The organism is Nostoc sp. DedSLP03 (genome assembly GCF_034530815.1).
Classification (GTDB): domain Bacteria; phylum Cyanobacteriota; class Cyanobacteriia; order Cyanobacteriales; family Nostocaceae; genus Nostoc.
Genome location: NZ_JAVRCK010000023.1, coordinates 1,656 through 22,250, shown reverse-complemented (window position 1 = coordinate 22,250; position 20,595 = coordinate 1,656). Strand labels below are relative to the sequence as shown.

General features: G+C 43.1%; 16 protein-coding genes and 1 pseudogene. 7 read left to right on the top strand and 10 right to left on the bottom strand.

The genetic code is table 11. From position 1 onward, the window contains the following. Positions 1 to 32: 32 nt before the first annotated feature. Together speB and RM368_RS13440 are read left to right on the top strand one after the other, a co-directional pair. Positions 33 to 1,106: an agmatinase SpeB gene (gene speB, locus RM368_RS13445; protein WP_322694511.1), complete on the top strand. Its 1,074-nt coding sequence runs from the start codon at positions 33 to 35 to the stop codon at positions 1,104 to 1,106. Continuing rightward, positions 1,085 to 1,291 carry a hypothetical protein gene (locus tag RM368_RS13440; protein WP_322694510.1) on the top strand — a complete coding sequence of 69 codons (207 nt, stop codon included), beginning with the start codon at positions 1,085 to 1,087 and terminating at the stop codon, positions 1,289 to 1,291. Before speB ends, RM368_RS13440 begins: the two co-directional genes overlap by 22 nt. Positions 1,292 to 1,501: 210 nt before the next feature. On the opposite strand, the gene RM368_RS13435 is transcribed toward RM368_RS13440, so the two are convergent. The 8 genes from RM368_RS13435 to RM368_RS13400 all read right to left on the bottom strand — a co-directional run bounded on the left by RM368_RS13435 (position 1,502) and on the right by RM368_RS13400 (position 14,256). After that, entirely contained in the window at positions 1,502 to 4,618 is a 3,117-nt protein-coding gene (locus RM368_RS13435; RefSeq protein WP_322694509.1) for an efflux RND transporter permease subunit, read from the bottom strand. A gap of 384 nt (positions 4,619 to 5,002) precedes the next feature. Next, positions 5,003 to 5,326 carry a DUF433 domain-containing protein gene (locus RM368_RS13430; protein ID WP_322694508.1) on the bottom strand — a complete coding sequence of 108 codons (324 nt, stop codon included), beginning with the start codon at positions 5,324 to 5,326 and terminating at the stop codon, positions 5,003 to 5,005. A 93-nt stretch (positions 5,327 to 5,419) separates the two neighbouring features. Beyond that, the gene (locus RM368_RS13425; RefSeq protein WP_322694507.1) at positions 5,420 to 8,542 is read right to left on the bottom strand and encodes an efflux RND transporter permease subunit; all 3,123 of its coding nucleotides are present in this window, start codon (positions 8,540 to 8,542) and stop codon (positions 5,420 to 5,422) included. Next, a complete protein-coding gene (locus tag RM368_RS13420; RefSeq protein ID WP_322694506.1) occupies positions 8,539 to 10,074 on the bottom strand; it encodes an efflux RND transporter periplasmic adaptor subunit in 1,536 nt (511 codons plus the stop codon). The genes RM368_RS13425 and RM368_RS13420 overlap by 4 nt, the downstream gene beginning before the upstream one ends. Positions 10,075 to 10,324: 250 nt before the next feature. Then, positions 10,325 to 11,311: an RNA polymerase sigma factor, RpoD/SigA family gene (locus RM368_RS13415; protein ID WP_322694505.1), complete on the bottom strand. Its 987-nt coding sequence runs from the start codon at positions 11,309 to 11,311 to the stop codon at positions 10,325 to 10,327. Positions 11,312 to 11,331: 20 nt separating this feature from the next. Next, positions 11,332 to 12,240 carry a hypothetical protein gene (locus RM368_RS13410; protein ID WP_322694504.1) on the bottom strand — a complete coding sequence of 303 codons (909 nt, stop codon included), beginning with the start codon at positions 12,238 to 12,240 and terminating at the stop codon, positions 11,332 to 11,334. 125 nt (positions 12,241 to 12,365) lie between these two features. Continuing rightward, positions 12,366 to 13,646 carry a S41 family peptidase gene (locus tag RM368_RS13405; protein ID WP_322694503.1) on the bottom strand — a complete coding sequence of 427 codons (1,281 nt, stop codon included), beginning with the start codon at positions 13,644 to 13,646 and terminating at the stop codon, positions 12,366 to 12,368. A gap of 226 nt (positions 13,647 to 13,872) precedes the next feature. Next, positions 13,873 to 14,256 carry a hypothetical protein gene (locus tag RM368_RS13400; protein WP_322694502.1) on the bottom strand — a complete coding sequence of 128 codons (384 nt, stop codon included), beginning with the start codon at positions 14,254 to 14,256 and terminating at the stop codon, positions 13,873 to 13,875. A 343-nt stretch (positions 14,257 to 14,599) separates the two neighbouring features. On the opposite strand from RM368_RS13400, the gene RM368_RS13395 reads away from it, so the two are divergent. The 5 genes from RM368_RS13395 (at position 14,600) to RM368_RS13375 (ending at position 20,037) form a co-directional block, all read left to right on the top strand. Continuing rightward, a complete protein-coding gene (locus RM368_RS13395) occupies positions 14,600 to 15,859 on the top strand; it encodes a sensor histidine kinase (RefSeq protein ID WP_322694501.1) in 1,260 nt (419 codons plus the stop codon). Positions 15,860 to 15,862: 3 nt separating this feature from the next. Further along, positions 15,863 to 16,510, top strand: a complete 648-nt coding sequence (locus RM368_RS13390; RefSeq protein WP_322694500.1) for a response regulator transcription factor — start codon at positions 15,863 to 15,865, stop codon at positions 16,508 to 16,510. 43 nt (positions 16,511 to 16,553) lie between these two features. After that, entirely contained in the window at positions 16,554 to 16,808 is a 255-nt protein-coding gene (locus RM368_RS13385; protein ID WP_322694499.1) for a hypothetical protein, read from the top strand. 114 nt (positions 16,809 to 16,922) lie between these two features. Then, positions 16,923 to 19,448 (top strand): cyclic nucleotide-binding domain-containing protein, encoded by a 2,526-nt coding sequence (locus tag RM368_RS13380; RefSeq protein ID WP_322694498.1) that lies wholly within the window; start codon positions 16,923 to 16,925, stop codon positions 19,446 to 19,448. Between the two features lie 250 nt (positions 19,449 to 19,698). Next, entirely contained in the window at positions 19,699 to 20,037 is a 339-nt protein-coding gene (locus RM368_RS13375; RefSeq protein WP_322694497.1) for a hypothetical protein, read from the top strand. Here RM368_RS13375 and RM368_RS13370 read toward each other — a convergent pair. Together RM368_RS13370 and RM368_RS13365 are read right to left on the bottom strand one after the other, a co-directional pair. Beyond that, positions 20,023 to 20,289 (bottom strand): annotated as a pseudogene (locus RM368_RS13370) (DUF4351 domain-containing protein); the annotation flags it as partial. The gene RM368_RS13375 and the pseudogene RM368_RS13370 sit on opposite strands and share 15 nt — an antisense overlap. 52 nt (positions 20,290 to 20,341) lie before the next feature. Further along, on the bottom strand, positions 20,342 to 20,595 hold a 254-nt coding region (locus RM368_RS13365), incomplete at its 5' end, for a DUF4351 domain-containing protein (RefSeq protein ID WP_322694496.1).

Sequence of the window (20,595 nt, the reverse complement as noted above, 5' to 3'; positions counted from 1 at the left end):
CTGTCTATCCACGTAAATCCAGAAGATACTCAATGAGTAATCAATTAAAAGACTACAATCCCAGCGGCGTAGGTGAAATAAATGGCAACCTCTTAGGTTTGCCCTGCGATTATGAGTCTGCAAACTTGATTGTTTTTGGTGTGCCGTGGGAAGTCACTGTTTCCTATGGTGCTGGCACTGCTAATGGCCCACAGCGAATTCTAGATGCTTCGACTCAATTAGATTTATTCGATTTCGATCACCCTGATGGTTGGAAACAGGGAATTTTTATGGAAGAAATTCCCCAAGATATTTTAGAGAAGAACACATACTACCGCGCTTTGGCAGCCAAAATTATCGGGCGATTAGCCGAAGGTAAACAACTTTCAGATACACCAGATTTAACATCTGTCCTCACAGAAATTAATCAGGCTGGTCAACGGGTTAATCAATGGCTGTTTGAAAATTGTCAGGCAGCGATTAATAATGGAAAGCGAGTTGGAGTCATAGGTGGAGATCACAGTTCGCCTTTAGGTTATTTTCAAGCATTAGCAGCTAAATATCCAAACTATGGCATTTTGCACATTGATGCCCACGCAGATTTACGCGATGCTTATGAGGGATTTGAGTTTTCCCATGCGTCGATTATGTTTAATGCGATGAAAATACCGCAAATTACTAAGTTAGTGCAGGTAGGTTTGCGTGATATTAGTCATGATGAAGTGCAAATGATTGACCAATCTGATAGTCGCATTATTGCTTATTACGATCCCGCTATTAAGCAAAAGCTTTACTCTGGCACAACTTGGATTGATTTATGCCGAGAAATTATCAGTCATTTACCTGAGTATGTTTATATTAGCTTTGATGTCGATGGCTTAGATCCAAAACTATGTCCGAGTACGGGTACTCCTGTTCCAGGTGGGTTGGAATTAGAGCAAACTTTTTGTCTGTTCCGAGAATTGGTCAATAGTGGAAGAAAAATTATTGGCTTTGATATCTGCGAAGTTGGTGATGCGGAATGGGATGGTAATGTGGGAGCGCGGGTAGTTTACAAGCTGGCAAATTTGATGGATTTATCAAACAGAATTCAGGAGTCAGGTGGTTGTCTAGCGCAGTCGAGGTGAGTCAGAATGGGCTAAACGCCCTGCTACCGCTAACAGAATTAATTCTGTACGACACTTCTCTACGTTCGCGTAGCGTCTGTCTGCGACACGCTACGCAACGCCAATGGCATGACTTCTCTACAAGAGTCCGCGATAGCGCAGCAGTAGCCAGTATTCGAGCGTTGCGCGTAAACAAAAAGTTTTAAAATTCCCACTAAATTATTCGCGTAATACCAATTCAATTAACGATCGCAACACATCTTTGAAGTAAAGACGCGATCGATCGCGTCTGTACAAATGGTCTATTTGTCACATTCTTTAGACACAGCGTCAATTATCCACCTTTTCAGTCCGAGAGTGATTAGCGATCGCCTGTTTTTTGCTGATTATTCTTACTGCATTTTTTGTTTAATTTGTCAATGCGTAAGTCTTGGCTTCTTTTCAGTTTTCCTACTCTGCATACTCAGCTTTTTCCGCCATGTCTCCATATAAATGTAAAACACTGGAGTCAGATAGAGAGTTAATATCTGAGAGAACACCAATCCACCAACGATCGCAATCCCCAAAGGACGACGCGCTTCTGAACCTACTCCTGTCCCCAGAGCAATGGGTAATGTTCCAATTAAAGCTGCCATTGTCGTCATCATAATCGGACGGAAGCGAATCAAACAAGCGGCATAGATGGCATCAAAGGAATTTTTTCCTTCCTTTCGCTGGGCTTCTATGGCAAAATCCACCAGCATGATGCCGTTTTTCTTGACGATGCCCACTAACAGGATAATACCGATGAAAGAGTAAAGATTTAAATCAACCTGGAAAATCAGCAGCGTCAATAATGCACCAAAACCCGCCGAAGGCAGACCGGAAAGAATGGTGATTGGGTGAATAAAATCCTCATAGAGGATACCGAGAATTAGATAGATTACTAAAATAGACACCAACAACAGCACGCCTAAATCGTTGAAGGATTGTTGGAAGGTTTGGGCTGAACCTTGAAAGCTGGGGGTAATTGTTGAGGGTAGTACCTCACTGGCTACTTGCTTGATAGTATCTGTAGCCTGACTTAGAGACGTTCCTGGGAGCGTGTCAAAAGAGATAGTTGCAGAGGGGAGTTGAGCAACGTGAGTAACCGTGAGTGGGCCGACACTCTGAGTAATATTAGCGATCGCACTCAAAGGAACAAGTTTTCCAGTACTTGATTGCACATAGAGCATCGATAGAGCGCTAGGATCTCGTTGAAATTCCGGTTTTACTTCTAAGATTACATAGAATTGGTCATTTGGGGTATAAATAGTTGACACCTGGCTAGAACCATAAGCAGCGCTGAGGGTTTGTTCAACTTGTTGAGCCGTAATGCCAAGGGTTGCAGCTTTGTTGTGGTCAAATTTGACTTGGATTTGAGGAGTGCTGAGTTGTAGATCGCTGTCAACGTTCTGGAGTCCTGGTAGGGTTTTGACTTTATCTACAAGTTTAGGAACGTATTGGCGCAGGTCTTGTAAATTCAAACTCTGCAACGTGAACTGATAAGTAGAGTTGGTTTGTTGTCCGCCGATGGGAATAGCTGGTGGAGAACGCAGAAATGTCTTAACCCCAACTACACGTCTCAACTTAGGGGTTAACTCTTGAATGATTTGGTCAGCACTCAGTTGACGTTGAGAACGTGGCTTGAGCCGAATCGTAATTCGCCCAGAGTTCACCGAGGCATTCGGGCCACTTGCACCGACAATTGAGTCCACGGCTTCAATGTTAGGGTCTTGACGAATGATATCAACAACTTTTTGTTGGTGACGCCGCATATCATCAAAAGAAATATCTTGCGCTCCTTTGGTGTTGGCCGTCAGTTGTCCGGTGTCTTCTGTAGGAATAAATCCTTTGGGAACGATGACGAACAAATAGACGGTCATTACCAGCAGAATGCCAGAACCAATCAGTGTCATCAAGCGGTATTTTAAGACAGGCTTAAGAGTCCAATCATATCCCCGCAGTAGTAAATCAAATGCTCGTTCTGAAACTCGATATAGCAGATTTGGTCTTTGTTGATGTGAACGCAGAAAGCGACTGCATAACATGGGGGTGAGACTGAGGGAAACAAAACCCGAAACCAAAATTGCCACTGCGATCGTCACGGCAAATTCATGAAATAATTTCCCGATTATTCCACTCATGAACATAATCGGGATGAACACCGCCACTAGGGAAAGGGTCATTGACAAAATTGTGAAGCTGATTTCCCTCGATCCCTTCAATGCCGCGTTTAGGGGAGATTCGCCCATTTCTCGATAACGGACGATATTTTCTAATACAACGATCGCATCATCCACAACAAAGCCCACAGAGAGGGTCAAAGCCATGAGTGAAAGGTTGTCTAGGGAGAAACCCGACAGATACATCACCGCAAAAGTGCCAATGATCGCTACAGGTAGCGCCAAACTGGGAATCAGCGTCGCAGTGATGTCACGCAAGAATAAGAAAATAACTAAGACAACTAGACAAACCGAGAGAACCAAGGTAAATTTCACATCATTTACAGAGGCTCGGATGGTTTGGGAGCGATCGTACATAATCCCCATTTCAATGGATTTGGGAACTTGTTCGCGGAGTGTAGGTAAAAGTTCTTGGATGGCATCAACGATATTTACCGTATTGGCTCCCGGTTGCGGCTGCACAGCTAGAACAACAGAATGGCGATTTGTTACTTTGCGATCGCTATACAAATTCGAGACTTTGACGTTTTGTTCGCTGTCAATTACCTGCCCCAAATCTTGGAGCCGCACGGGCGCACCATTTTTGTAAGTTACAATTAGCTGGCGATAGCTGGCAGCATCGGTGAGTTGACCGTTCGCCTGAATCGTATAACTTTTGTAAGTATCAGAGAGACTACCAGTTGGCAAGTTGACATTTCCCTGTTGAATGGCAGTTTTTACCTGATTTAGACCAATTCCCCGCGATGCCAACTCTCGCGGGTCAACCTGAACGCGGACTGCATATTGCTGTTGACCAAAAACTTGTACCTGAGCCACACCATCAATCATCGAAATTGGTTGACCAACTGTTACCTCTGCGTATTCATCTACTGTCGAGATTGGCTGTGTCTCCGAATACATATAAAGGAAGAGTATCGGTGAGACAGACGGGTTAACTTTGCGGTATGTGGGAGGGTGAGGCATTCCGGCGGGCAGTTGTCCGGCGGCTGCTGAAATCGCCGCCTGTACATCTTTGGCGGCATCTTCCACTCTGCGGCTAAAGTCAAATTGTAAGGAGATGTTAGTGCTGCCTGTGGAACTGGTGGAATTGAATGAATTTAGTCCGGCAATTTCGGTAAACTGTCTTTCTAAGGGTGCGGCGACCGAAGATGCCATTGTTTCTGGGGTAGCACCTGGGAGACTAGCAGAGACAGAAATAAAAGGATATTCAACGTTGGGTAGCGCGCTGATGGGTAACAGTAGATAACTCATGAGACCGAAAATGAGGATACCCATCATTACCAAAGTGGTCATGACTGGACGACGGATGAAGAGTTCTGAAAGGTTCATGAGTTTTGTTCTCCCAGAAATGTGGTAGCGATGCGATCGCTAAATATGAATGCAATTGTATTGAACCGTAGACGGGGAGCGGTGAAGCATTGCGCAGAAAGGGGGTTTCTCCATGAACAACTGCTGTTAGCGCAGCGTTAGCGACGCAGGAGGGCTTGTCGCAGGCTATCGCTCCAGGCGTAGAGAAGCCAGTGTGCCCTTGCGGTTTCCCGACTTGTTCGCTTTTAGCGTTCCCGCAGGGTAGCAACAGGCGCGACGCAGAGAGAAGAAATTTTTAACTATTTTGTTTTAGGTTTATATTTCATAAAAGCAAATACAGGACAATTCTTTTCTGCTACGGTAAATATCTTTAATTTTGAATTTTGAATTTTGAATTTTGAATTGTTATTGCTGGGCTAATAAGCGAGAACGAATTAGGCTCAAATCAGGTTGAACATTTGACAGACGTTGATAAACAGATTCAGCTAATTGTTCGCGTTGTTCGAGGTATAATTCGACAGCATCTCGATGTCGAAGGTAGTAGCCAATTGTTAGGTATACATCAGATAATGACAAAGATGAATAACGCCCAACAATAGATTCAGGGGATGCACCATCTTGAAAACTACGAATCACCAGTTCTAGCAAAACCCTTGTATTACCTACCCGAATTGCACCTGTTGCATCTTCATTTAAGGGAGGAATTTCTTTTTCTATTGCTAAAGTCATAGTCGTAATTTTTCCAAAAACGCTAGTATCTAGATTTTAGTGTGTTGCTATTTTGTAATTCGTAATTCGTAAGACTATATTGCTTGTAGAAAATCACGATCGCCCACCTGAAAATGAAAATACCCGCCGGAATTTAACTTGATTAAGCTTCTTCCGCCATGATTCCATATAGATATAGAACACGGGTGTTAAATACAGAGTTAATATCTGAGAAAACACTAGCCCGCCCACAACTGCAATCCCTAGAGGACGGCGGGATTCGGAACCAGCCCCAAATCCGATCGCAATAGGCAAAGTTCCCATTAATGCTGCCATTGTCGTCATCATAATTGGACGGAAGCGCACCAAACAGGCTTGATAAATTGCCTCAGAGGGTTTTTTCAATTCTTCTCGCTGGGCTTCAATGGCAAAATCCACCATCATAATCCCGTTTTTCTTGACAATGCCCACCAACAGAATTATGCCGATGAAGGAATAAACATTCAGTTCAACATGGAATATCATCAGCGTTAACAATGCCCCAAAACCAGCTGATGGCAAACCGGAAAGAATTGTAATTGGGTGAATGAAATCCTCATAGAGAATACCCAGGATCAGATAAATTACTAAGATGGCGATCGCTAACAATAAACCCAAACTCGGCAGTGAACTTTGAAATACTTGGCTTGCACCCTGAAAGCTGGTACTAATGCTCTTAGGAATCACTTGATCGATCAGTTCTGTAATTTTTTGATTAGCATTTCCCAAGGACGCACCTGGGGCGAGGTTAAAGGAAATGGTAGCAGCGTTCATCCGACCGTTATGATTAACCATTAACGGGCTGACTCCCTGAGATAGTTTGGCGAATGTCTTCAGAGGAACTGCTACTCCTGTGCTGGAGTTAATGTATAAGGTCAACAGAGCATTAATATCTTGCTGATATTGCGGTGCTAATTCCAAAATCACCTGATACTCATTGGTTGCTGCATAGATGGTTGAAACTTGGTAGGAACCGTAAGCACTTCTAAGGGTATTTTCGATTTGCTCGGCGGTGATTCCATAAGTTGAGGCTTTATCGCGGTCAATGTCAATTTGAATCTGGGAAGCAAATTGTAAATCGCTGTTGACATCCTGGAGTTCTGGCAAGTTCTTCATCTTCAGAACAAGTTGCGGAACATATTCCTGCAAGGGTTTGACATCAGAACTCTGAAGTGCAACCTGATAAAGTCCTGTGCTTTGTTGAGCGCCAATGGGTATCGCTGGCGGATTTTGTAAGAATACTTGGATGCCTGGAACAGTGGCGAGTTTGGTTCGCAAATTTTGCACGATTTCGTCAGCCCCTAGTTGACGCTGCGATCGCGGTTTTAACCGAATAAATAAACTACCGGAATTGGCTGCAACTGCTGCTCCACTGCCATTAGCACTGGCTCCTGCGCCAATATTAGAGTTGACTGCATCTACATTTGGATCTTCACGAATCAGGTTAGCAACTGTCTGCTGATGCTGGACAAGATTATCAAAAGATGCATCTTCGGCTGCTTGGGTAACACCTGTAATTTGTCCGGTATCTTCGCTAGGAATAAAGCCTTTGGGAACTACCAGCAACAACCCAACTGTCACTGCCAAGAGAACGACAGATAAAATCATCGTGGTGCGGTGATATTTTAAGACTTTTTTCAGACTCCAATCGTACAAACCGAGGAAGCGATCGAAGACATATTCGGAAGCTTGATATAACCGACTTTGATTAGCATGGTCTACAGGACGCAGAAAACGGCTGCACAACATCGGAGTCAAGGTCAAAGACACGAAACCAGAGACGAGAATTGCCACTGCGATCGTCACAGCAAATTCATGAAATAATCGCCCCAGTACTTCACTCATGAACAACATGGGAATGAAGACTGCAACCAAAGAAAGGGTCATCGATAAAATTGTGAAACCAATTTCTCTCGACCCATTCAACGCCGCTTCTAAGGGACGTTCCCCCATTTCCATGTGGCGGACGATATTTTCTAGCATGACGATCGCATCATCCACAACGAAACCCACTGAAAGGGTCAACGCCATCAATGACAGGTTATCTAGTGAGTAGTGCAGCAAATACATCACTGCAAAAGTACCAATCAGCGAAACGGGTAATGCCAAACTGGGAATCACCGTGGCTGAGAGGTTCCGTAAAAAGATGAAAATTACTAAGATAACTAGAGCGATCGTCAAAATCAACGTGAATCTGACATCATCTACTGAATCTCGAATCGATTGAGACGCATCATAGAGAATCCCAATTTCTACTGATGCCGGAATCTGCGATCGCAAATCCGGGAGCAATTTCTTAATCGTGTCTACAACTTGCACCGTATTGGTTCCGGGCTGCCTTTGAATGGTGAGAATAATGGCGCGAGTATTGTTATACCAGCTTGCTACCTTGTCATTTTCTACGCTGTCAACAATCCGACCCAGTTGATTGAGATAGATGGGCATTCCATCTTTATAAGATACTATTAACTGACGATAAGCAGCCGCATCCTCAAGTTGACCGTTAGTTTGGACTGTAAAATTCTTGTGATTTCCTGAAAGACTGCCGGTAGGCAAATTAACGTTACCTTGTTGAATCGCCGTCGCTACCTGATCTAGCCCAATTTGTCGCGCTGCCAATTGCTGCGGATCGAGTTGAATACGAGCCGCATACTTTTGGGAACCGTAGACAGCTACCTGTGCTACCCCATTGATTGTAGATAGCTTTTGCGCTAAATAAGTCTCGGCATAATTGTCTACCTGGGAAAGCGGCAGAGTAGGAGAGTCTAAGTAAAGGTAGAGAATCGGTTGATCTGCGGGGTTAACTTTGCTGTAGGTGGGAGGATTGGGTAAATCGTTAGCAATTTGCCCCGATGCTCCCGATATCGCAGCTTGTACATCCTGCGCTGCATCATCAATGTTCCGACTCAGGTTAAATTGCAGGGTAATTTGAGTCTGTCCCAGAGTGCTAGTTGAGTTAAGCGAATCGAGTCCAGCAATACTAGAAAATTGCTTCTCTAGGGGACGGGCAACCGATGCTGCCATTGTTTCGGGGCTGGCTCCCGGTCGGGAAGCGCTGACCTGAATTGTGGGATAATCTACACTTGGTAAATCGCTGATTGGTAGCAAGCGATAACTCATAAAACCGAAGATCAAAATCGCCGCCATCACCAGAGTCGTCATGATCGGGCGACGGATAAATGGTTCTGAAAGGTTCATGATTCACCTCCACCAGACTTAGGAGATTCTCCCCCTGTTCCCCTTCCTCTTCTTGGGGAATTTCCACCTGTATTTGAGTCATTGCCAGCTGTTTTGATGCGGATTTTGCTGCCAGAAACAAGGTTCGCTTGACCATCGGTAACAATTTTATCGCCTGGTTGCGGCCCTTTCTGAATCACATCTAGCCCCTGAATGGTGCTGCTAACTGTAACTGGAACGTTTTCTACTGTCATGTCTGGCTTAACTACAAAGACAAATTGTCCATCGGGGCCATTCTGCACGGCTTGGGAGGGAACAACCGTTGCATTTGGTTGTTCAGTCAGCGTTAAGGTTGCGTTGACAAATTGACCGGGAAATAAGTGTCCCTGAGTGTTATCAAAGTCGCCAATTAGTTGAATTGTCCCCGTAGTGTTATCGACCGTATTATTGACAAACGTCAAAGCACCTGGTATTGGATGAGATGGATTATCGGGGAACGTTACATCTACCTTCAGCTTGCCATTCTGCATATACTTTTGTACTTGGGGCAGATTTGTTTCAGGAATGGAAAAAGCAACTTGAATCGGGCGAATTTGGGTGATGGTAACAAGTGGAGTCGTGCTGTTGGCTTGTACCACATTCCCCTGAGTCACGAGAATATTGCCAGCGCGACCATCAATCGGCGCATAAATTTTGGCGTAAGATAATTGCACTTTGGTATTTTCTAATGCTCCTTGGTCTGAAACGACAACAGCTTGAGCATTAGCGATCGCCGCTCGATCGCCTTGGACAACAGCCTGAGCATTAGTCAACGCCACGCGATCGCTTTTCAAAACTGCCTCAGCATTAGCGATCGCTTCTCGATCTGCTTGTAGGGTTGCTGTCGCCGATTTGCTATTGGAAACGTATTGCTGTGCTTGATCTAAACTAATCGCGCCTTTCTTATACAACGCACTATAGCGATCGCTCTGTCCCTGAGCAAATTCTGCTTGCGCTCGATCTTTAGCTAAATTCGCTTCGGCTTGTCGGACTAAGGCTTGGTCTTTGACTAAAGTGGCTCTGGCTTGGTCTATCTGACCCAAATCTCTGGTTAACGCATCTCTAGCTTGTTGTACCGAGGCTTGGTCTTTTGCTACAACACCTTGAGCTTGCTGAATTGCAGCAGCTTGCGATCGGTCATCTAGGGTAAACAAAAGTTGTCCCTTTTTCACATCTTGACCTTTCTTGAAATAAACGCCAACGATCCGTCCGCTAGCTTGGGGCGTAATCGATACTGTAGACCCCGCTTGCACGTTACCGATCGCCTGCAATTGTAAAGGAACCGTTTTTTGTGTCACCATCGCCACAGTTACAGGTGTAACTTGTTGCTTATTACGCCCAGATTTTTCACTTTTGTCTGACTTGGCTGCACCTGCATAAATGCTAAAAAAACCTAGTCCAGCCAGTAATAGCACGCCCAAAATTATCAAAGTAATCTTTTTCTTTTTTGGCGATCGCGGTAGCTCTGGTTCTATGCTGTTCTCAGTCAAATCGTTAGAAATTTCATGGTTCATCAGAACCTCCAATGCATTTTAATTAATATTAAAAACCGTGAAATCCTTTACTACCTCAACTGCCGCCGATCCTAATTTCATTTGAGGCGGCACATCTAAATAATTCGTTTTTTCCGGTTTGCTTGATGTGCCTTGTCAAATCATGATGATTTTGTTTATTATAAATCAAACAAATAATATTTATAAATACGTCTTAAGTAATCATATTTAAAATATCTCATTATCTTAAGGGATACTTTTTTACCTGCGTTTACTTATTATTTTTTAGCTGCCGATATAGAAGGTGGAGAGCTTGTTTTTCTATCTGTCTAACTCGTTCCCGACTAATACCCATACGCTGACCAATTTGTTCTAGAGAAAGTTCATTTCCATCTAGTAAACCAAAGTGTAAGTTTAAGATTTCTTGTTGTTGTCTAGATAAACTTGACAATAAGTCTTCAAGTTCCTGATTGAGAAATTGCTCAGTAGTATAACCATTTTGAGAATATCTATAATCTTCGATTAAATCTTCTAACTTGACATCTTTTTCTGAACCAACTTGCAGATCGAGAGAGATAGTTTGACGAGCCAAAGTTAGATATTGTCGAATCTGATTAGGCTCCAAAGCAAGTGCATAAGCAATTTCCGTAGTGGTAGGAACGCGACCTAGTTTTTGAGATAACTCTCGCTGAACGCGCTTAATTTTGTTTAACTTATCATTGATGTGAATCGGTAATCTAATTGCGCGTCCTTGTTGAGCGATCGCTCTGGTAATTCCTTGACGAATCCACCAGTAAACGTAGGTTGAAAATCTGTATCCTAAAGCCGGATTGAATTTTTCAATTCCTCTTTCCAAACCCAAAGTACCTTCTTGAATTAAGTCCATCAGTTCTAAGTTCCGTCTCTGATATTGCTTGGCAATTGACACCACGAGCCGAAGATTAGACGCCATCATTTTCTGCTTGGCTTTTTTCCCTTGATTTAGCTTTTGAAGTAGTTCTTGTTCGCTTAACTGCATCTGATTAGCCCATTCTGACAGTGTGGGGGTACGATTTAATTTAACAGTCAGTTTTTCGGATTCAGCAAGTATTTTTATCATTTGTTGAACTTGTTGGGCAAAAAAAACTTCTTGCTCTTGGGTTAACAGAGGTATCCGCCCAATTTCTTGAAGATAAGCACGTACCGTATCAGTTGTATATTGAGATGCTTGGCTTGTGTTAGTAGCTTTAGTATCTGGCAATGATGTTAAGTTACTCATGTTGAGTTAGCCTCTACCGATTAATTGGGGTATTTTTTATTGGGAAAAAAGTGCAAATAGTGACTTGATGGCCCATAAAGGGTTTTATAAAAAAACCAGGTATCAAGTACTAGTTCCAAAAGAGCAATCAATACCCAAATTGCTAATGAAACAATTACAGGTAGGCTGAGATCGGGAAATTTCCTTTGCAAATCGATAATGCCAAATAGCAGTAAAAATACAAGGGAAACTCCTAGAAGAAATGACAGCTTGACAATTGCGAGAATGAACCGACTCATCTCTAATATGCGATTATAAAGCCGAGAAAATCTTTCCAGGATTTCTTCCATATTATTGATGACAAGTAAAATTTGTTGTTGGTGCAAATGGGTAGCTAAAGAGCATTGTTGCTGCACTTGCGTCAATTCATGTTCATTCTTGAAATTATCTAAAAGCTTGTCCCAAGATAATACCTGAGAGCTATTTGACCAAGTTGGGAAATCTTTTAAATGTAAGGGAACTAAATAGTTAATCAGTGCGATCAGAGTTTTATCAAAATTACTGAGTTCGGGGGGAAGAGATTGAGTTAGACGAATCAGTTGGTCAATTTGAATCTGAAGTGTATAGTAATCTTCATATCTTCTTTGAGCGATCAACTGACTAGTAAAAGTAAGAAAAACAATTAACACCCCCAATAAAGCAGCTAGGGACTGGGATACAGCAGAAAAAAATTCAATCGCTACCTGTTTAGGTACTGTCAGCCAAGGGGCGTTTTCCCGCATAGCAAAAATTAAGGTGGCAACAAATACAAGCCCAACGATCGCTAGCTGATGGCGGGTAACAATAGCTATGATTGTCCGCACTAAAGGAGTGTTGCTGAGTTGAACCAAGATTTGCAAACCTGGTACTGGTTCACAAATTTGAAGTCGTTGAGCTTTGCGGGTTGACATGATAGAAAGATACAGTTCCTAGCTTGTTAAAGTAAGGCAGGAGGCAAATAGTGCAGCGTTAACGAGTCTGCAAGTAGGTAGGTGGTCACTTCGACTACGCTCAGTGACCACCTACCATGTCGGCTTCATTTCCCACGCTGCAAACTCAGATGATTGGCCCCAGACTGAATCAATTTGCTCAGATCAGCAACAGCGCTAGCATACTGAGGATCGGCTAATGTCGCTAAGGTTTGGTTTTGCACTAAGGCTTTTTGTTGTGCCTCGGTTAATGCCACGTTAATATCTGGAGCAATGCCGACATGATTGATATCTCGACCTTTTGGTGTGTAGTATTTAGCGATCGTTAGTTTCAGCCCCGAACCATCCTCTAGTGGCTCTACGGCTTGAACTAAACCTTTCCCGAAGGTACGAGTTCCTACTAAGGTGGCGCGATTGTCGTCTTGTAGCGCTCCCGAAAGAATTTCGCTGGCGCTGGCAGATCCCTTATCAACCAGTATCACTAAGGGTTTGTCTGTGAGAGGATGTCCCGATGCATTGTAGCTCTCTTTCACTTGGTCTCGATTTACCAAAGACACGATCGCTCCTTGCTTCAACCACATACTGGCAATTTGCAAACTCGCATCCAACAGTCCACCCGGATCGGAACGCAGATCCAAAACGTAGCCCTGTACCTGTTGTTTTTCTAATGCTTCAATTGCCTGATGCATCTGGGCGGGAGCAGTTTGCGTAAACTCTGGCAAACGAATGTAACCAATCTTACCCGTCGGCGTTGTTTGCGTGTTGTAAGTTACAGGATGGATAGCAATATTGGCGCGGGTAAGTTGGAAAGTTTGCGATTGATTGCCCCGTTGAATCATGAGTACTACCTTGGTTCCCACCGGGCCGAGAATCCGCTTCACGGCATCGTCAATTTTCATGCCCTGAGTTTTTTGACCGTTAATTTGGACAATTACATCGTCCGGTAAAATACCCGCTTTAAAAGCAGGGGTTCCTTGAATTGGGGCGACAACGGTTAAGGCTTTAGTTTTTTCATTCTGTGCCAGTTCCAGCCCTACGCCAGTGAGGTTGCCAGAAATATCGTTATTTAGGGCTTTAAATTCTTGTGGATCGAAAAACTCGGTGTAGCGATCGCCTAATTTCGCCACCATTTCTTGAATCGCCCCATAAGCCTCTTTCTTAGAACTATAAGAACGGCTAAGATACTGCTGGCGAATTGCTTGCCAATCTTGATGGTTAAAACTGCCATCAACATAATTTTTATCTAGGATTTGCCACACTTCATCCACCATTTTTTGAGAGCTAGGTTGCGGTTTACCTAGAGCTTTGGAAGTGTAGAGACTAGTTCCGACAAAGATTGTGGCTATAACAGCCAGTTCTATCTTGACGAGCAATTTTTGTTTAAACATACTTTAATTCTTGAAGAATAATCGAGAATTCAGAATCCAGAATTCAGAATGTAATCAATCAAGGGACGAATACCCATAGTTGCAGATAATTTCTTCTGAATTCTCACAGATGACTCCTGAATTATGTTTTGATAAAACTGTACAAAACACCAAAAAAACCATTCATTTGAGAAGTCCATAAGCATTATGTAATCATAATTACCAATGACAAATGACTAATGACAAATTACGAATTATCTTGAGATTTTCCTTTGCGGTGGGGATAGGCAGTCTTAAAAATATCCTGAATTTTAGTCTTTTGTTCAGCAGTAAGATTCAGGCTAAACACTGCTTTACGCATTTTTTCGCCTTTTTGTAATTTCGTTGACAATTCCTTTACCTGATCTGGGGTCAGAACTGCCTCAACTTGCTTGCGAATTTCTTCGCGTTTGTGAGCGCGTTCTGGTGTATTCGCTGCCGGAGAGTTTGTCGTAGAAGTATCAGATACCTTTGTGCCAGAATCATTCCCTTGAGACACATCTGGAGATTTAGAACTGGTGCAACCTGTCATTCCTGCAATTAGGATAGTTGCAAGTAGCAGGGTTGGTAAAATTATCTGTTTTTTAATCATTTATTTTTCTGATTTTTGTTGTGTGTAATAGAACTGTGCTGATTCAATTTCGGTTTATGACTGTTTAGCAGATGTTTAAAAAGTTGCTAATTTACTTACACCAGCTAATCTTAAAATTTGGAACGAGTTTGCACATGAGCTATAATTCCTAACCTGACCAGTAAAAAAGTACTCAAATTCTTGTGACTTTTTTCCTAATTTAGAAATTATTAATTAGTCGGAACGGTTCTACCCATACTAGAGACAGATTCGTTATATAGAAAGAGAGTTTAATTTCAACAGCACCTATCTCTCAGCTTCCTGTCTTCTGCACCTATTTCCCTCTAAAATAGTGAAAATACCTATGGTTTTGTTACAAAGACCATTGAGTTGGAACAGTTCTATGGTTAGCTTGACCTACCCATCTTTTCGTCTGTTGCTTTACCTAGAGTGGCTGTTATTAGCCACGGCAGTGTTCATGGAAGTTCTGCTGCCGTTTCAGTTGTCTTGGTCTTTACCGCTAGGAGTGATGGCGATCGCAACTTTCAGCTTGATGGGTTTGAGGCTACCAATGGTGAAGCCGGAAAGCAAACTAATTTATACAGCCCTGGAATTCGGTTTAATTTTGCTACCAGCAACTCAACATACTTTATCGACTCGCTCCGTTTTTCTGCTGTGTCTGGTATTGGTAATGCGGAGTTGTCTCATATTTAAGCGATCGGGACAGTTGGCTGTCTTGATTTTATCTCTGCTTGCTTATGGAACACTACTTTTATCAAGACCGATTGTACCTGAGAATTTTCTGCCAGATAAGCTGATCCTCATGTCCTGGGATTGGCGATTAAGTAATATATTATTGTTTAGCTTAACGTTAGTATTCGCTTTATTGTTAATTAATGCTCTGCTTGCAGAGCGCCAAAGTCGAGAGCAGTTAGAAATTGCCCATCAGCAATTAGAGATCATCAATCAACAACTGTGCCAGTATGCTCTGCGGATTGAAGATCAAGCAACCTTGCAGGAACGCAACCGAATTGCCCGCGAAATTCATGATGGGTTGGGACACACTCTCGCCGCCCAAACCATTCAAATTAATAATACTCTGTTGTTTTGGCAATCAAATAATGACAAAGCATTAACATTTCTCAAACAGGCAAAAGAACTGGGGGCTGAGGCGCTGTTAGAAATTCGGCGATCGCTTTCGGTTTTGCGTTCAAATCCTTTGCAAGGGCAATCTCTCAAATCAGCCATTGAAAAGCTGCTGACAGATTTTCAGCAAACTACAGGTATTCAACCATCTTGTAAAATCGATCTCCCGCATACCCTACCAACAGAAGTAAACACGGCTTTATTCCGCATTGTGCAAGAATCACTGACAAATATTTGCAAACACGCCGAGGCGACGAGTGTCACCGTTAAACTTCTGGCTCACACTGGGATGATTCATCTGTCAATCGAAGACAATGGAAAAGGTTTTAACCCCACTCAAAATACAACCGGGTTTGGATTACAAGGGATGCGAGAACGGTCGGTTGCACTAGGCGGCCAGTTAAATCTCCACAGTCAACTAGGAACAGGTTGCTGTATTTCTGTTTCTTTGCCACTCTCAAAGCTATTGGTGTTTTAGCTTATGATTCGGATTTTATTAGTTGACGATCAGCATCTTATTCGCCAGGGACTTAAGAGTATGCTTGAGTCCAATGCAGAGATGCAGGTAATCGGTGAGGCGGAGAATGGACAACGGGCACTCGATATTATTGCCGCACTCAAACCCGATATTGTACTAATGGATATTCGGATGCCCGTAATGGATGGAGTTGCTACCACAAAAGCGATCGCTCAACAATATCCTGAAATTAAGGTTCTCGTCCTCACCACCTTCGATGATGATGAGTATGTTTTCCAGGCGATGCGGCTGGGTGCAAAGGGCTATTTGCTCAAAGACACCGAACCAGATGAATTAATGTTGGCAATTCGATCCGTCTACAAAGGACAAACCCTACTCGGCCCGGGATTGTTTGAGAAAGCACTCACGCCGCTTACTGCACCTGTCCAGTCTTTGCAACCCCCTCCAGAATTAGCGCAACTCACAGCCAGAGAATTAGATGTATTGCGGTTAATTGCTTGTGGAGCCAATAACCGAGAAATTGCCGAATCGCTGTTTCTTTCAGAAAACACTGTTAAGAACTATGTTACTAATATTCTCAGTCGCTTGAGTTTACGCGATCGCACTCAAGCCGCTTTGTTTGCCCATTCGTTGTTTAGTGGACTTAAGTAAATTCTACTTGGGTAAGGTTATGGTTCGCTAAAAAGACAATGTATTGGCATTGCAGGTCGATGTATTGGCATTGCAGGTCGATGTATTGGCATTACAAGTCGATGTATTGGCATTACAAGTCGATGTATTGGCATTACAAGTTGATGTATTGGCATTACAAGTCGATGTATTGGCATTACAAGTCGATGTATTGGCATTACAAGTCGATGTATTAGCATTACAAGTCGATGTATTGGCATTACAAGTCGATGTATTGGCATTGCAGGTCGATGTATTGGCATTGCAGGTCAAGATTTGATGCAAGAAGTCAGTGCACATTGTGGATTAATGCACAACCACTGAATATAGATATTTTTACATACCCTTTCAGGGATAATTCTTGTTATACAGCAGCCTACAGGGAGAACTAAATATGACATCTCCAGAAACGGTTACATGGCTACAAGAACGTACAAGTTTAGGAATTCTCTCGCCTGAAGTATTAAATGCGATCGCTCAAGTAATTGAAGAACGAGTTGTAAGTGCCGAAACTGACTTAGTTAGTGAAGGCAATTCTCCAGAAGCCCTTTATATTCTTGTAGAAGGTCAACTCGAAAGCAATACCACCAATCAAAACAACCCAGCTTTAGCTTGTGGATTTCTCCCCGGTGCAGTGATTGAACTCAAAGAATTGCTGTTGGATGAATCAACTCCATTCACAATTACGACAGTAACCGAATGTCACTTGTGGGTTGTACCTGCTGCTAAATTTCGGGAATTAGTCACTCAATACCCCGAAATTGCTAAAGCTTTTTCGCGTCAATTGGCTCAAGAATTAGCTCAGGTAACATCTGCACTTGGCTATGAACAAGAACGTTCTATTGCCTTGCGCCCATATTTAGTTACCAAAGCACAACGCGGAATTGTCGGTACAAGTCGCTATGCTGTGCGGTTGCGAGAGCAAATTCGAGAAGCAGCTGGCGATCGCAAATCAGTAGATATTTTCGGAGAACCAGGGTTAGAAAAAGACAATATAGCAGCTCTCATCCACTTTGGTTCTCCCAAACGGCGAGAACCAATTATTAAAGTAAATTGTGGTATTCTCCAAACTAGCGGTGCAGATTTATTTGGTCGTGCTGGCGGCAAACCAGGGCTGTTGGAATGGTTGGGAGAAGGTACTTTAGTTCTCAACAATATCCAAGAATTGCCCGAAGAATTATTACCTGCGGTGACGGAGTTGCTCAAAACTGGTAAATATACCCCCGTCAGTCGTTCTGGAGATTCAACACCCGAACCTCGTCCCAGTCAAGCCAGAATTCTGATTGTTTCAGAAAAAACTCAGCCAACAGTTGAACGTTTTGTTGGTCACATTATTAAAGTGCCACCGCTACGGGTGCGGAAAGCTGATATTCAGACACAGGTCGAATATTATACCAGTCTTTATACACGCTCTAGAGGGATTTCTAAACCGCACATTACCCCAGAAGCTTTGCGTCGCCTCCAGTCTTATGATTTTCCTGGTAATCTCAGGGAATTGAAAAATCTGGTAGAAAGAGCGATTGCCCAAGCTGAGGGTGCAAATGAATTAACAGAAGAAATTTTCTGGCAAGCCGAAACTAAGAAAAAACGATTTCGGGTAAATTTGTTAAATGCCTATCCTAATTTGCGGCGATTTTTACGTAGTGATTGGTGGCCCGATCGCATTAATTATGGTTTTACTGCAACGGCTTTTGCGATTATTGTGGCAATATTATTTATTGGGCCGCAAACCCGCGATCGCAATTTCGTCTTAAATCTATTTTGGGCTTGGTGGTGGCCTTTCTTCTTATTTCTCTTTCCCTTTTTGGGTCGTATTTGGTGTTCTGTTTGTCCCTTCATGATTTATGGAGAAATCACCCAAAAGCTCTCTTTATGGCTGTGGCCTCGAAAACTCAAGCGCTGGCCGAGAGAACAAGCTGAAAAATGGGGCGGATGGTTCCTCTTTGGTTTATTTACCCTCATTTTCTTATGGGAAGAACTCTGGCATTTAGAAAATACAGCTTACCTCAGCGCTTGTTTGCTGCTATTAATTACTGCTGGGGCGATGATTTTCTCGGCTCTTTTTGAGCGGCGGTTTTGGTGTCGCTATCTCTGTCCCATCGGCGGGATGAATGGTTTATTTGCCAAACTTTCAATGACGGAACTCCGGGCACAGCAAGGGATATGTTCTGCCAGTTGCACCACTTATCAGTGTTATAAAGGCGGGCCGCAAAAGGGCGAAGGTATGGAAACCAATGGATGTCCTTTATACTCACATCCAGCCCAATTAGAAGATAACCGAGATTGTGTACTGTGCATGACTTGCCTGAAAGCTTGTCCCCATCGTTCTGTTGAATTCAACTTGCGTCCCCCTGGAATTGAACTGTGGACAACTCATGTACCCCGTACTTATGAAGTAGCATTATTGTTTTTGCTCTTGGGTGGTATATATTTACATCGCTTGCCAGAATTGCAATCTTGGTTAGGCTTACAACTGGATTTAACTGATTTTTGGCAGCACTTAGGATTATCGCTGCTAGCGTTAATTATCCCAGCAGCTTTTACCTTTGGGGCTTATAGCTTGTTCCAAGTATTCAACGCTAACCGTAAGCCTCGAAAATTTGTAGAGCTTGCATATAGCTATCTCCCATTAGTTTTAGGGGGAAATTTAGCTCACTATCTGCGTTTGGGCTTAAGCGAAGGCGGACGGATTTTACCCGTAACCTTTGCAACACTTGGTTTGAGTGGCGAACAATTGCCAATATTGGTTGCTCACCCTGCTGTGATTGCTTTTTTGCAAGGTGCAACAATAATTTTCTCCGTGTTAATGACTATGGTGTTAACACAAAAAATTGCCAAACAACCAGTGCGATCGCTCATACTGCAACACCTAACAGCGATCGCTTTGGGCGTTAGTATGTGGGCAATTATTGTCTTTTGAGCTTTACATCTTCCACCAGGCGGTTTTTAATCGCCTGGGCTAGTAGTCTGCCAACCCAAAAATGCGCTTGTGAGGACTGGGGAAAGGGGAAAGGGAAAAGGGTAAGGGATTTAAACCCTTTACCCCGCCAAGTTCACTTGGCGAACTACTAGGTGGAAAATGTGAGTTAAGAACATTCTTCCCTACGAACGTGATAGAAAATACTTATATGATTTATGATTTTTGACTCATAGTGTAAGGATTACAGATAATGCACGTTCTAAAAAAAGCCATCAAACCAGCAACTTATATATCATTCCTCCACATTTACCAAACGACTTGGGGGACTGCTGGTGATATTTGTTTAATCCGTGAATCTGTAGCTAATGAGAGTACATCGAAGTTTATCGGGCACAAAATCCAACTAGTAGTTCCAAAAGGGCTAGAGCGCGATCGCATCGCCAATTGTCCAATAATTAAAGTTGCAGGTAATGTTGGCGACGGACATCCTAAAGAGCATCCGTTGGAATGGGAGGCTTATGAAGGTGTAAGTGAAGAAATAGCTTTAGCGGCTCTCAAACCTTGGGGCTTCAAGTTAATTGAACTCTAATGTAGCAAACCAGGCTTCTAAATCCGCAATCGCCTGAAAATCCAACAATGCTTCACCGAGATTTTCTAATTGTTCTAAGGAGAGAGTTTCAATTCGGTTTAGTACCTCTTGGGGTAATTCTCCCACCCGTCGAGTCAGCAGACGGAGAATCAGCGCTCGTTCTCGTTGTTCGCCGCGTTGTTCGCCTTCAGCGAGAATTTCTTGATAAATCACTGACTCGCGCATCATACCCTCCCGAAATGTAGTTTGCAGAGGTTATCAAAAGACATTGACGAGCGACATAGAGACTAGATTTAATTAGTTGCTACTCTAATGTACTAAACCAGATTTCTAAATCCGCGATCGCCTGAAAATCCAATAATGCTTCACCGAGATTTTCTAATTGTTCTAAAGAGAGAGTTTCAATTCGGTCTAGCACCTCTTGGGGTAATTCTCCCACCCGTCGAGTCAGCTGACGGAGAATGAGCAATTGCCCTTCTGCTTTTCGTCCTTGTTCCCGTCCGCGTTGTTCGCCGCGTTGTTCGCCTTCAGCGAGAATTTCTTGATAAATCACTGACT